Here is a 12499-nt window from a genome sequence, read left to right on the forward strand (position 1 = left end):
CCTCCCTTCGACAGCTGGACGATGACCTTAGCGTAACCAACGGCGATCTATCCAATCGCGCTCCGCGTGTTTGGCCTCACCCGGCGACGTCACGAGCCGTTACGTGCGTAACGGCTAGCTCTCAACAGATGTCACAACCGGGTGATCCGGGATTGCGGTGGGCCGAGCCTTCGACCATCGTGGCCCGAACGGCTTTGTCGGACAAACCGGCGGGCCCGCAGGCTTTCCCCGAACCACGAGGCGTTTGTTGTGTTTCACTCGTTCTTCCCCAAACCAAAGCTGTTTTTCGGGTCCGCTGTCCTGTGGACAGCGGTGGCAATGGCCGCCTGGTACTTGTTCGCCGATGATTGGGGTCGGACCCTCAGCATTGGAGGTCTTTTTGGCTTTGGTTTTCCGGTGCCGTTGCCCGAGGGAGCTGACGAAGCCACGGTCGCCGCGTTCAACACGGCGGAAAGGATCGCCATCGACATCTGGGTTTACCAGTACATGCTCATTTGCGGCGCGATCTTCTGCGCTTTTTGGGCACGCGCGGCGCCGCATAAGTGGTTTCGCTGGTCGGTGATCGGTTCTGCCGTGATCATCTTCGTCACCTGGTTCCAGGTGCAAGTCGATGTGATGATCAACGAGTGGTTCGGCCGGTTCTACGACATGGTCCAACAAGCGCTCGACGAGGCCGGCTCAGTCCAGCCGTCAGCGTTCTATGTTGAGATCGCGACTTTTGCCGGGATAGCCATGGTTGCGATAACGGTGGCGGTCGTCACCCATTTTCTCGCCAGCCACTATGTCTTCCGCTGGCGTACGGCCATGAACGACTACTACGTCGATCACTGGCAGCGCCTGCGGCACATCGAGGGTGCCGCTCAGCGTGTCCAGGAAGATACGATGCGTTTTGCCGCGATCGTCGAGTCGTTGGGCGTACGGTTCATCGACTCAGTCATGACGCTGATTGCTTTCTTGCCGATCCTTTGGGGGCTGTCGAGCTTTGTGAAAGTGCTACCGATCGTCGGCGAGGTCCCTCAAGCTCTGGTGTTCGTCGCGATCATCTGGTCGGCTTTCGGCACCGCCCTTTTGGCACTCGCCGGCATACGGCTTCCCGGGCTTGAATTCCGAAATCAGCGTGTGGAAGCTGCGTACCGCAAGGAGCTGGTTTTCGGTGAGGATCACGCCGGTCGGGCACAACCGCCGGAGTTGTCTGATCTCTTCAGCAATGTTCGGCGCAATTACTTCCGCATCTACCTGAACTATCTCTATTTCAACGTAGCCCGTTACGCCTACCTTCAAGCTGGCGTGCTTGTTCCTTATGTGGCGTTGGCACCGACAATCCTCACCGCCGGCTTCACTCTGGGGGTAATGCAGCAGATTATTCGCGCCTTCGGACGCGTTGAGTCCTCGTTCCAGTTCCTAGTGAACTCGTGGACGACCATCGTCGAACTGATCTCGATCTACAAGCGTCTTAAGGCCTTCGAAGCGACACTCGACGACGAGCCGCTCTCCGACATCGAACGGGAGGTAGTTCCCGCCGAATAGAGGTCCCGAAACTGCGCCGAAGCGCCGCGGAATACCTGTGGTTCAGTCATGCCCACGGCTGTGCCATACAAGGATCGTTCCGGCGTGAAGGGAGACGAAGCGCATGTCAGGCGAACAGGCGAAGCAGACTGGGGTGCCCGGTGTTGAAATCCGTGGTGGCTGGGGCGACCGCTACGACGAGATCCTGAACGACGAGACGCTCGCTTTCCTCGCCGATCTTCACCGCACCTTCGAGACAACCCGCCGGGAGCTCCTGGCGCGGCGCGAGGTTCGCCAACGACTCTATGACGACGGCGCTTTGCCGGACTTCCTGCCCGAAACCGTGTCGATCCGCGAGGATGACTGGACGGTCGCGCCGATCCCGGCCGACCTTCAGGACCGCCGGGTGGAGATCACTGGACCGGTCGACCGCAAGATGATCGTCAACGCGCTGAACTCCGGCGCCAAGGTGTTCATGGCCGACTTCGAGGACGCCTCGTCGCCGGTCTGGTCCAACATGGTCGAAGGGCAGATCAACCTGAAGGACCGCTGGGATGGAACTATCGACTTCGTCGACCCGGTCAGCGGCAAGGACTACACGCTCTCTGACAACCCGGCGGTGCTGCTGGTGCGGCCGCGCGGCTGGCATTTGCCGGAGGATCATTTGCTGATCGACGGCGCGCCGATATCGGGCTCGCTGTTCGACTTCGGGCTCTATTTCTACCTCAACGCCAAAAAGGCACTGGCCCAGGGCAGCGGCCCATACTTCTATCTCCCCAAGCTCGAAAGCCATCTCGAGGCGCGGCTGTGGAATGACGTATTCCTGCGGGCACAGGACGTCGTCGGTATTCCGCAGGGGACGATCAAGGCAACGGTTCTGATCGAGACGCTGCCGGCCGCGTTCGAGATGGACGAGATCATCTACGAGCTCCGGAATCACATGGCCGGGCTGAACTGCGGCCGCTGGGACTACATCTTCTCGTTCATCAAAACGCTCCGCAAAAACCGCGACTACCTGCTGCCCGATCGCAGTCAGGTGGTGATGGGCAAGGCGTTTCTCGACGCTTATTCGGAACTCCTGATCAAGACCTGCCATCGCCGGGGCGCGTTTGCCATGGGCGGCATGGCGGCGCAGATCCCCGATCGTCGCAATCCTGAGGTCAATGAAGCGGCGTTCGCCAAGGTGCGCGCTGACAAAGAGCGGGAAGCCAAGAACGGCCACGACGGCACGTGGGTCGCCCATCCGGACCTGGTGCCGGTGGCGATGACAGTGTTCGACGAATACATGCCCGGCCCGAACCAGCTCGACAAGAAGCGCGAAGACGTCAATGTTGGGCAGAAGGAGATGCTCGAGGTCCACGAGGGAACACGGACCGTCCAGGGGCTACGCGACAACATTCGGGTCGGGGTTCAATACATCGAAGCGTGGCTCCGGGGGCGGGGGGCTGTGCCGCTTTACAATCTGATGGAGGACGCGGCGACGGCGGAGATCAGCCGCTCACAGATCTGGCAGCAGCTCCACTTCCAGGCCGTCTTCGACGACGGCGAGACCGCTACCAAGGACCTGTTCGAGAGGTGCCTTGCCGAGGAGATGGACCGCGTCAAGCAGGAGATCGGCGCGGACAACTATGCCGCTGGCCGGTTCCCCGAGGCGATTGAGCTTTTCCGGTCACTGTCGACGGCCGACGATCTGGAAGCGTTTCTGACGCTGCCAGCCTACAAGCTGATCGAGTAGCGCGGCCACCCTCTCGACCAAAACAAAAGGCCAGGAACGAGCCCGGCCTTTCTTGCGATCTGTGCGATCAGCCTAAAGAACGATGACCCTGGCGCCGACCTTGGTGCGGTTATAGAGGTCAATCACGTCTCGGTTGAGCAGGCGGATGCAGCCTGACGAGACATTGAGCCCGATGGTCCAAGGTTCGGACGTGCCGTGGATGCGGTAGATGGTGTCGCGACCGCCCTGGTAGAGATAGAGGGCACGAGCGCCAAGCGGATTGCGGGGGCCGCCTTCCATGCGGGCCGGCAGAATCCGCCCTCGCTTGCGTTCGCGGGCGATCATCTCTGGCGGCGGCACCCAGGCCGGCCATTCGGCCTTGCGGCCTACGCTCACCGTGCCCTTCCAGCCAAACCCATCGCGACCGACCCCGACCCCATAGCGGATCGCCCGACCCTCGCCGAGTACATAGTAGAGGTAGTGCTTCCGGGTATCGATGATGATCGTGCCGGGTTTCTGCTTGGTCTCATAGTCGACCCGTTGTCGGCGATACCGAAACGGCGCGATGCGATTCTTGGAGACCTGATCCGGATAGTAGGAGCCGGCGCTGTTCGACTGCATCTTCGCGACCAGGTCGCGGAAGAAACCAGCTTCCGCAGGTACCGCGGTCGCAAAGGCGCCGACAAATGCTAAGGCTACTGCCAGTCTTTTCATCAACATGGGATTCCCCACCCTGCCGGACGACCGGCCCTTCCCAAGTTCGCGAACAGAGGTTACCGGGACTCGGGGGTGGCAAGCAACCGGCGGCGAGTAAAGTTGCGGTGAGCCTTCGGCCTCAATTCCATCAGAGTTGCTGCCAGACCCTGTCAGTATCGGTTGGTTGAGGGCGTTTTCGTGCCGCGTGAACCATGCGACACCGGCCGCAACCAAGAGGTAGGATATGAGTGAGTCTGATGGTCTGATTGTCGGCGCGGATGGCAAGACTCGGTGCTTCTGGGGCGGCCTCAACGACGACTACATCGTTTACCATGACAACGAATGGGGCCGTCCGGTCGCCGACGACATCCGGCTGTTCGAGAAGATCTGCCTCGAGGGCTTCCAGTCCGGCCTTTCCTGGCTCACGATTCTCCGCAAGCGCGAGAATTTCCGAAAAGCGTTCGCCGGCTTCGACTTCAACAAAGTCGCCCGGTTCGGGGACAAGGACGTGGAGCGGCTTCTCCAGGACGCGGGGATCGTTCGGCACCGCGGCAAGATCGAATCGACCATCAATAACGCCAAGCGGGCGAAGGAGCTGGTGAAGGAAGAAGGCTCGATCGCCGCCTTCGTTTGGCGGTACGAGCCCGATCCCGCCTCGCGGCCGAAGACGTACGATTGGGACACGCTTCGCGTGTTGGCCAAGACGCCTGAGTCGACCGCGCTGTCGAAGGATTTAAAGAAACGCGGCTGGAGCTTCGTCGGGCCGACGACGATGTACGCGTTCATGCAAGGAGTCGGGATCGTCAACGATCACGTCGAGGGCTGCTTCGTTCGCGAGGTGGTAGAAGACGAACGCCGTCGGTTCAAGCGCCCATCCTGAAAACGAAAGGGCGGCCAGTGGCCGCCCTTGGTCACAGAGGATCAGTCGGTCTGAGTGTACCGCTCAGCGACGCGATGACCACTCGCTTGCCTTGCGCGGCAAGTCCTCGCGGCTGAGGCCGATGTCGGCGAGACGCCGGTCGCTCATCCGGTCGAGTTGATTGTAGAGGCGGGCAGCGCGGACGCCGTCGGCGATGCCGCCGAAGAAGTTGGAGAATCCTGACATTGGTCTAGCTCCTACGGGCCATGTTGCGGGCTTGCTGGCCGATCTCCGAGCGGGACACGCCGATATCGGCGAGCTGGCGATCGGTCATACGGTTGAGGACTTCGCTATACCGAGCGGCCTTGTAGTGCTCGGAGAAGCCGGTGATGAGGTCTGAAAAACGGGACATGATCTGCGCTCCTTGATGAGCGCGATGTAGGCCCGGCCGGCTTCACGAAAAAGCGCTGTTATTGCAATGCAGCATTGCGGTTTTTGTCGACCTGAGGCGAGGGGACCGACAGGTGGCACCGGGTCGATCGACTCGGCTCAGGCTGCGGCTTTCTCCAGCCGGGCGACGATCGCGGCCAGCTCGCGTCGCTGTGTTGCCGTCCAGTCGGCCGTTTCGCTGCGCACCAACGTCGCCTCGGACCTGAGAATCACGCCGTCCGACAGGATCTTAAGGCCGTTGGCCTTTAGCGTCGTGCCGGTCGACGTGATGTCGACAATCAGGTCGGCTGCCCCCGAAGCCGGCGCCCCTTCGGTGGCGCCGAGGCTTTCGACGATCCGGTAGTCGGCGATGCCGTGATCGGCGAAGAACCGGCGGGTGATGTTGATGTATTTGGTGGCGACCGTCAGCCGTCGGCCGTGGCGCGGGCGGAAGCTCGCGGCGACATCGTCCAGATCTTCCATTGTCTCGACATCGATCCAGGCTTCCGGTGCCGCGACCACGACGTCGCATCGCCCAAAGCCGAGCGGCGCCACGTAGTCCGTCTGCGTTTCCCAGTCCGCGATCTTCTCCTCGACCTGGTCGCGGCCGGTGACGCCGGCGTGCACGGCGCCGGCGCCGATTTCGCGAGCGATCTCGGGGGCGGAGAGAAAGGCGATCTCGACGTCCCGCCGCCCGTTCACCGTGCCGCGATAGCTGCGCTCTGGCCCGGCTTGGGCGATCTCGAGACCGGCGGCAGCGAACAGCGCCTTGGTGTCCGCCTGAAGTCGTCCCTTCGACGGGATCGCAATGACCAGCGGTTCGCTCATCGGTCCACCCCGAACCGGTCGAGCCACATGGCGAAGCCGACGGCGGGAACGGACTTGCCGTCGCCGATCATCGCCAGCAGTCGGTCGTAGCGGCCGCCACCGACGATGGGCTTCTCGCCGCGTTTCCGGGTGCGGTGCATCTCGAACACGAAGCCGGTGTAGTAGTCGAGGCGACGGCCGAAGTCGGCCGCGAACGTCATCCGGTCGACATCGATGCCGCGGTCGCGAAAGGCGTCGAGGCGGGCTTCGAATGCATCAAGCGTGGTGTCCATCGGCAGACGGTTGCGACGGACAAAGGCGCGCATAGTTAGGAGGGCTTCAGAAGGTCGACCGTCGATCGCGAGATACTCCGTCAGCCGTCGCCGGCTCGTCGCGTCGATGCCCTTGGCGAGCGCGGTCTTCTCGACGTAGCGGGTGGCGATCTCGTCGGCATCGCGACCGCCGATGACGGCCAAGCCAGCAGCGGCCAGCAGATCGGACGCGCGGCGTTTCGCGGCAGCCCGCCCGAGGCGCGACTCCGATCGACGCTTCGTTTTGGACGCGGTCGCGCCGGCGATCATCGCTTTCAGGCGATCGCTCTCGCCGAAGGTGCGGGCAAGCTTGGTCTGCCACGGTCGACTGAGATCGAGCGACTTCAGCAGGGCGTCGAATAGGGCGGCGTCGCCGATACGGACGATCGGATGGCGGATGCCGCGTTGCTCGGTGGCGCGCAACGCCAGTCCCATGACATCGGCATCCGCCTTGAGCCGGTCGCGGCGACCGAGCGACTCGATCCCGGCCTGGACGAACTCCGACGGCTCGTCCTGCCGCTGGCGGAACACCGGGCCGAGATAGGCGTAATCGGCCCGGCGCTGGCTCGCGCCGGTCGCCAGATGATGGAGGCAGACGGGAATGGTGTAGTCGGGGCGGAGCGCCAGCTCGGTGCCGTTCACCGCGGTCAGGAACAGCCGGCGGCGGAGATCCTCGCCGGCGAGTTCGACGAAGACACTGGCCGGATGCACGATCGGTGGCTCGACGAACGTGTAGCCGGCATCGACGAACAGCGTACGCAGCGCAGCGTCGGTCATCGGACGGCCGGGCAAGACGTGGATGGCCGGGACTGATCCCCGATCAAGTCCGGGGACGGCCATGACGGCGGGGAGGCGAGGACGGACATGGTCGCGCTAACCGTCAGCGTCGACGATCCGGCGAATGGCGTCGATCATTTCGTCTTCCGCCACCTCGAACTGGCCGGGGCGTTCCTCGCGCCATTCGCGGTTGTCGGCGACCGCTTCGGCGAGCTGCTTGCCGAGTGCCAGGTCCTTGATCTGAACGACGCCGCGGTCGCGCTCCTGGTCGCCCTGGATGACGACAGCGGGGGCGTTGCGCTTGTCGGCGTATTTGAGCTGGGCGCGGACGCCGGACGAACCGAGATAGAGTTCCGCGGCGATGTCTTTGCTGCGGAGGGTGCTCACCATCCGCTGATAGTCGCCGAGCCGGTCGCGATCCATGACGGTGACGACCACCGGGCCGGGAGCGGGTTTGGTGTCGATCTGGCCGAGGGCGGCGAGGGCTGCCTGGAGGCGCGACACGCCGAGAGAGAAGCCGGTGGCCGGGACGTCTTCCTTCTGGAAGCGGCCGACCAGGCCGTCGTAGCGGCCGCCGCCGCCGACCGAGCCGAACACCACCGGCTGGCCCTTTTCGTTGGGGATTTCGGCCAGCAGTTCGGCCTCGAACACCGCGCCGGTGTAGTACTCAAGGCCGCGGACGACGGAGGGGTCGATCCAAACCCGGCCATCGTCGTAGCCTGCCGCCTTCACCGTGCTCCAGATTTCCTGAAGCTCCTTTGCTGTAGACGACTGAATACTGTGTGACGCATTCAGGGACTCAATCAGTTCAAATGTTATCTTCGCTCGACGGTCCGAAAGATACTGATCGTCCACCCTCGATGTATCGACAGAGGAACTCCCGCGATACGCGTTGGCGGCGGATTGGCTCAACGCAAGCACATCGATGATGGATTGGGACTCCGACTCCGGTAAGCCCGCGCCTTTCGTGAAATCACCGCTATCGTCCTTACGCCCCTCTCCCAGGAGTTGACGAACGCCCTCGACTCCCAGCCGATCCAGCTTGTCGATAGCGCGCAAGACCGTCAGCTTCTGGCGCTCGTCGGTGACACCAATCGCCTCCATCACCCCATCGAGCACCTTGCGGCTGTTGACCTTAATCACGTACTGACCGCGGGGGATCCCCAGCGCCTCCATCGTGTCGGCGGCCATCATGCACATCTCGGCGTCAGCGGCGGGCGAGGCGGCACCAACCGTATCGGCGTCGAACTGCATGAACTGGCGGAAGCGGCCCGGTCCCGGCTTCTCGTTGCGAAAAACCCAGCCGAACCGGTAGCTGCGATAGGGCTTTGGCAACTCGCGCTGGTGCTCGGCATAGTAGCGGGCGAGCGGCGCGGTCAGGTCATACCGCAGGGATATCCACTCTCCTTCCTTCCCTGTCGCGGCTCCGCCGCTCCGCGCCTCTTGGGGGCTCTCGTCCTGAAACGAGAACACGCCCTCGTTGGGGCGGTCCTGATCCGGCAGGAACTTGCCGAGCGCCTCGGTGTACTCCGCGAACGGCGTCTCGACCGGCTCGAAGCCGTAGCGCTCGTAGACTTGGCGGATCGTGGCCACCATCGCCTCGGTGGCGCGAATATCAGTCGCGGCGCGGTCGCTGAAACCGCGCGGCAGGCGCGCCTTGATCTTGGTCTGGTCGGCCGACATGGGGAGTGTCCCGGGAAATGCGATCAGCGGCGCCGGGCGCCATTTGTGCGTCGCACTACCGTATCGTTATGAAATCGGCAAGGTTACCAACAATTCTTCGCCGTCCCGCCACCCTTCGACCACAAACTCTCAACCATCCTCCGCTATGAACCCGTGCAACCAAAAGGAGAGAGCCCGATGCCGCGGAGCCTTTGTGGCAGACGCGCGGCGACGGCGAATTCAAAAGATAAGAGATAACAACGAGAGACAGGGAGTATTTTTGAATGGCGAAAGCGATTTTTGACGTCGATGTTCTGGCCGGCGCGGACCTCGGGATCCTTGCGCTGCTCGGCGGTCGCGTACTGTATGCCGCCGGCGACGAGGGCGATCGGGCCTATGTTGTGCGGCGCGGGACAGTTGCCTTGCATTGCGGTGACATGGCCATTGAGGTTCTCGGTCCGGGGGAAATGTTCGGCGTCGCCTCGCTGCTCGACGGCAAGCCGCGGGCCTGTACGGCAACCGCAAATCGCGGAACCGAGCTCATCCCGCTGAGTGCGCCTTTGGTTAAGGCTCTGGTCAGCGACGACCCGGATTTCGCCGGTGCGGTGACCAACGCCATGGTCCGCCGGCTGCGCGCGGCGCTTACTGCAATGGGGACGTCGATTTCGACATCTCCTTCGGCGGCGCTGGACAACAGCGCCGAGACAACGCGAGCGTCGGCGTCCCGTTAAGGTCGCTGCGGCCGGACGCCTTCCAGGGCTCTACTAGCAGGCGACGTCGAGCACTATGAGCGTATCGAAGCCGTCGCCCCGGGTGGTTGTAAATGTGCCGGTCGCGCCCTCATACGCCCCGAAGCCCCCGGTGATGATCCGCGGAACGTCGTGTTTCGGCGAGAGCCGGGTGTCGGTGTTGTCGACATCCGCCTGGAAGTGCGGGGTTTCGCCCGGCCGTGTGGCGATGATTACGCCGTCGTCGAGGACAAAGATGTACTCGCCCGATCGATGCGCGTTGCCCTCGTCGTCAATGCTGACCACGCTCGTCACTGTGTAGCGCGTGCCCACGGGACTGCCGTCCGGACCGACAAGCGCGTGCCGGCTCAAGCGTTGGTCGCCAACGCTGACCCCGCCGCTCCCATCGAGATCCGCGAATTGCGCGTTGCGCTCGGCGCCGGGCGCGAAAAGTTCCATCGGACTGCAGTCGGCAAACGCCGGACCGCTTCCGATCAAGACAAACGTACCGATTCCGATGGCAGAAAACAGTTTCACTCGCATAGCACCCTCCCTTCTGTAAGAAGCATTGAGACCACATGGCTGCGCCAAATAACATTTGGACGATGTGTACTTTCGGGTGTTCCGGAGACTCGGCTTTCAGTCTTCGAGTTCGAAGTTGACTACAACATAAAAGAAAGGCCGCCCGAAGGCGGCCTTTCGATCTTATGCGATGATGACGGGACCTTAGAAGTCCAGCCACCCATGCCGCCACCCGGAGGCAGGGCGGGCGGGGCTTCTTTCTTCGGAAGCTCGGCGACCATCGCCTCGGTGGTGACCAGCAGGCCGGCGACCGAAGCCGCGTCCTGCAGAGCGGTGCGGACGACCTTGGTCGGATCGATGATACCGGTCGACACGAGGGGGCGCCAGCTTAGGTGATCGACCTATATGATAACACTTTAGAAGTGTGGTACTGTGGGGCAAATAAATTGTACTGGGGGTGGAAAAATGTCGATCGTACAGCGAGTTGAGGGGTTCCTAGATACCCTGTCGCCAATCGTTAAGTGGTTGTTGCCCTTCGTAACACTCTTTGCGCTTCTTGGGCTTGTATTTAATGCACTTCTCGCCGGCAAACTCGGGTTTGATCCGCCCGCAACTTTCGATCTCGCTGATCATTTTCCGTCGGGTCTCTTTATGAGCATTGAAGCACTGTGGCAAACTTTCAGCCTCCTGCTTGATGCGCTGTTGCTGGCTTCCGTCCTGTTGGCATTGGTGTTCTTCTCTTATCTCACCCATCGGATCTTGGTGAAGAGCCGCCACGATGCTCTCTTCGCAAGCGCACGAGAACTCGGCCGAGAAGAACGTGATACCAGGCAAATCGCTCCGCCTGGGTCCGCCCTGTCAACTGAGCGGGGTGTGTATTTGAGGAGAGAGAGCCGGCGCCGTTTCCTCGGGGCGTCCGCCCTTCGAAAGAAATACCCTTGGTTAAAAAAGGAAACTCCATATTGGCGATTTTTCAGGACGTCGCTGAGGGACTTTTTTTCTGCTTTCCTGAACCGTGTTCAGCCGAAGGCATCAAAGGCCGCTGGATATCTTGGTAGGAAGCCGCTTGTTTTTACCTGGGGAGTGGTGATTCTAGTTTTCTTCGTAGCTCTGCTGATAGGGCCTGCGCGGGTAGACGCGTACATTGATCATGTGGTCACCCACACCCGAGTCGCCCTCGTCCCATCAGGTCCGGCGTCAGCTGAAGGTGAGGGCATACGGGTAGCCGCTGGGCCTCCGGAGTCAGTCGTTGGGCGGCCGGTTGACCCAAGTTGGTCTGCTGGCGACCGATTTGGGCAGATGGTTGGCGCAATGCGTGACGGCGCCTAGACGATGCGAGATGCCGTTATTCTGGCGAGCCAAAAGCCAGATCTCGTTATTCTGCAGCTGAAGGCTGAAGAGCGTTATCTTCGGCCGATGGTTCGCATTGTGGGTTATGGCAACCACCTGATTCTCTACGACTTCCTTTCCCGTGATTCTGAAGTTTCGGATGGGATTCATCCTATTCGAGTAGTCAGACGAGAAGATGTGAAAGGCTGGATCTCGGCGGGCGCTCTGCCTAGAGCGAAGGGTATTCCCGCGGTCCGACAGATCATTGCCTCAGTTTGTCCGACGGCAAGAAATCGACCGGCTTCAAGTAACGTAGAAGAGGAACTGCAGTATATACGCGAAACCTTCGTTGATGGTGATTTCATATACTGTGAGCCACTGACCGCTGTGCAATCTCCACACTCCCAGCCGCTCGTCGAGGCTGTTGAAGGCATTCGCAAGGTAGTTGACGGTATTGCGGTGCAGGTCGAGCAAATCAACGGGGAGTACCCCAGGGCATCGTCCGAACTTCGACAGTCTCTTTCGGAGTTGCTAGCCGGTATGAGTGTTTTGTTAGCGACTTATGGTGCTAAGGCACCCGAGCCTCCCGCAATAGTGGTCAATCTTCCAGACCATTCATACGCTTGGGCGACTGGTGATCGATGGGAGCGATGTTCACCGGAGCTACCGCGTTGGAGCGATACATCGGGGCTTCAATTCATAAACGGGGGGTGGACGCTCGCTGGTCCCGAAGACAACCAACTCTTGCCAAACCGAACATCAAGGGAGTCTTGGCGGAGCCTGGAAGCGGTATTCCGAGCGTGGACCGACGAGATCGTGTTGGCGCAAATTCGAAGCAAACTAGTGGGCAAGCCCTACCTCGTCCTTATTGGGCGAGCGAGTGAAAACGGTGACGTCGTTTACAATGACAGGCTAACAGAAAAGCGGGCAAGAGCCGTGAAGAACGCAATCTTAACAAGTGCGCGTCCGTCCAACTGGGAGGAAACGGGTTTGCGGCCCGAGCAGATAATCGCTGTTGGCGAAGGTGAGACTGCGCTCGTTCCGCGGGAGAATCCGTTTTCTGGCGAGGCTCGCCGAGTCGATGCCCGATTGTGCTTCATCTCGTCTGGTGAACTCAATCAGGAAACGGCGAGCGTCGTGGATTGACACAAAAAGAAAG

General features: G+C 61.4%; 13 protein-coding genes and 1 pseudogene. 6 read left to right on the forward strand and 8 right to left on the reverse strand.

The window, feature by feature from the left end; all coding sequences use genetic code 11:
* Window positions 1-249: 249 nt before the first annotated feature.
* On the forward strand, window positions 250-1527 hold the full coding sequence (gene sbmA / locus ACO076_RS10370; protein WP_421722759.1) for a peptide antibiotic transporter SbmA: 1278 nt from the start codon (window positions 250-252) through the stop codon (window positions 1525-1527).
* A gap of 103 nt (window positions 1528-1630) precedes the next feature.
* Window positions 1631-3241, forward strand: a complete 1611-nt coding sequence (gene aceB / locus ACO076_RS10375) for a malate synthase A (RefSeq protein WP_421722760.1) — start codon at window positions 1631-1633, stop codon at window positions 3239-3241.
* A 72-nt stretch (window positions 3242-3313) separates the two neighbouring features.
* Here the strand turns inward: aceB and ACO076_RS10380 are convergent, their stop codons facing one another.
* Window positions 3314-3841, reverse strand: a complete 528-nt coding sequence (locus ACO076_RS10380) for a L,D-transpeptidase (protein WP_421726716.1) — start codon at window positions 3839-3841, stop codon at window positions 3314-3316.
* A 319-nt stretch (window positions 3842-4160) separates the two neighbouring features.
* Between ACO076_RS10380 and ACO076_RS10385 the strand changes: the two genes are divergently transcribed.
* Window positions 4161-4796 (forward strand): DNA-3-methyladenine glycosylase I, encoded by a 636-nt coding sequence (locus ACO076_RS10385; RefSeq protein ID WP_421722761.1) that lies wholly within the window; start codon window positions 4161-4163, stop codon window positions 4794-4796.
* A 63-nt stretch (window positions 4797-4859) separates the two neighbouring features.
* Here ACO076_RS10385 and ACO076_RS10390 read toward each other — a convergent pair whose 3' ends face one another.
* The 5 genes from ACO076_RS10390 to hisS form a co-directional block, all read right to left on the reverse strand.
* Entirely contained in the window at window positions 4860-5021 is a 162-nt protein-coding gene (locus tag ACO076_RS10390; RefSeq protein WP_421722762.1) for a DUF1127 domain-containing protein, read from the reverse strand.
* 4 nt (window positions 5022-5025) lie between these two features.
* Window positions 5026-5187 carry a DUF1127 domain-containing protein gene (locus ACO076_RS10395; RefSeq protein WP_421722763.1) on the reverse strand — a complete coding sequence of 54 codons (162 nt, stop codon included), beginning with the start codon at window positions 5185-5187 and terminating at the stop codon, window positions 5026-5028.
* Window positions 5188-5324: 137 nt separating this feature from the next.
* The gene (gene hisG, locus ACO076_RS10400) at window positions 5325-6032 is read right to left on the reverse strand and encodes an ATP phosphoribosyltransferase (protein ID WP_421722764.1); all 708 of its coding nucleotides are present in this window, start codon (window positions 6030-6032) and stop codon (window positions 5325-5327) included.
* Window positions 6029-7099, reverse strand: a complete 1071-nt coding sequence (locus ACO076_RS10405; RefSeq protein ID WP_421722765.1) for an ATP phosphoribosyltransferase regulatory subunit — start codon at window positions 7097-7099, stop codon at window positions 6029-6031. Before ACO076_RS10405 ends, hisG begins: the two co-directional genes overlap by 4 nt.
* Window positions 7100-7195: 96 nt before the next feature.
* Window positions 7196-8782: a histidine--tRNA ligase gene (gene hisS / locus ACO076_RS10410; RefSeq protein ID WP_421722766.1), complete on the reverse strand. Its 1587-nt coding sequence runs from the start codon at window positions 8780-8782 to the stop codon at window positions 7196-7198.
* A gap of 263 nt (window positions 8783-9045) precedes the next feature.
* Here hisS and ACO076_RS10415 point away from each other — a divergent pair, with 263 nt between their 5' ends.
* Window positions 9046-9492, forward strand: a complete 447-nt coding sequence (locus tag ACO076_RS10415; RefSeq protein WP_421722767.1) for a Crp/Fnr family transcriptional regulator — start codon at window positions 9046-9048, stop codon at window positions 9490-9492.
* Between the two features lie 33 nt (window positions 9493-9525).
* On the opposite strand, the gene ACO076_RS10420 is transcribed toward ACO076_RS10415, so the two are convergent.
* Together ACO076_RS10420 and ACO076_RS10425 are read right to left on the reverse strand one after the other, a co-directional pair.
* Complete coding sequence (locus ACO076_RS10420; protein WP_421722768.1) at window positions 9526-10032, reverse strand: hypothetical protein; 507 nt, start codon at window positions 10030-10032, stop codon at window positions 9526-9528.
* A gap of 119 nt (window positions 10033-10151) precedes the next feature.
* A pseudogene (locus ACO076_RS10425) lies at window positions 10152-10388 on the reverse strand (hypothetical protein); the annotation flags it as partial.
* Window positions 10389-10476: 88 nt separating this feature from the next.
* Between ACO076_RS10425 and ACO076_RS10430 the strand changes: the two are divergent.
* Entirely contained in the window at window positions 10477-11340 is an 864-nt protein-coding gene (locus ACO076_RS10430; protein ID WP_421722769.1) for a hypothetical protein, read from the forward strand.
* A 3-nt stretch (window positions 11341-11343) separates the two neighbouring features.
* Entirely contained in the window at window positions 11344-12486 is a 1143-nt protein-coding gene (locus ACO076_RS10435; protein WP_421722770.1) for a hypothetical protein, read from the forward strand.
* Window positions 12487-12499: the final 13 nt, after the last annotated feature.

Source organism: Bauldia sp. (assembly GCF_965232525.1).
Classification (GTDB): domain Bacteria; phylum Pseudomonadota; class Alphaproteobacteria; order Rhizobiales; family Kaistiaceae; genus Bauldia.

Excerpts from the sequence above, each read along its gene's own strand:
- hisS (WP_421722766.1), bottom strand. The coding sequence starts at position 8,782 with ATGTCGGCCGACCAGACCAAGATCAAGGCGCGCCTGCCGCGCGGTTTC.
- hisG (WP_421722764.1), bottom strand. The coding sequence starts at position 6,032 with ATGAGCGAACCGCTGGTCATTGCGATCCCGTCGAAGGGACGACTTCAG.
- ACO076_RS10390 (WP_421722762.1), bottom strand. The coding sequence starts at position 5,021 with ATGTCAGGATTCTCCAACTTCTTCGGCGGCATCGCCGACGGCGTCCGC.
- ACO076_RS10415 (WP_421722767.1), top strand. The coding sequence starts at position 9,046 with ATGGCGAAAGCGATTTTTGACGTCGATGTTCTGGCCGGCGCGGACCTC.
- ACO076_RS10385 (WP_421722761.1), top strand. The coding sequence starts at position 4,161 with ATGAGTGAGTCTGATGGTCTGATTGTCGGCGCGGATGGCAAGACTCGG.
- ACO076_RS10395 (WP_421722763.1), bottom strand. The coding sequence starts at position 5,187 with ATGTCCCGTTTTTCAGACCTCATCACCGGCTTCTCCGAGCACTACAAG.
- ACO076_RS10430 (WP_421722769.1), top strand. The coding sequence starts at position 10,477 with ATGTCGATCGTACAGCGAGTTGAGGGGTTCCTAGATACCCTGTCGCCA.
- ACO076_RS10420 (WP_421722768.1), bottom strand. The coding sequence starts at position 10,032 with ATGCGAGTGAAACTGTTTTCTGCCATCGGAATCGGTACGTTTGTCTTG.
- ACO076_RS10405 (WP_421722765.1), bottom strand. The coding sequence starts at position 7,099 with ATGACCGACGCTGCGCTGCGTACGCTGTTCGTCGATGCCGGCTACACG.
- aceB (WP_421722760.1), top strand. The coding sequence starts at position 1,631 with ATGTCAGGCGAACAGGCGAAGCAGACTGGGGTGCCCGGTGTTGAAATC.
- ACO076_RS10380 (WP_421726716.1), bottom strand. The coding sequence starts at position 3,841 with ATGCAGTCGAACAGCGCCGGCTCCTACTATCCGGATCAGGTCTCCAAG.
- ACO076_RS10435 (WP_421722770.1), top strand. The coding sequence starts at position 11,344 with ATGCGAGATGCCGTTATTCTGGCGAGCCAAAAGCCAGATCTCGTTATT.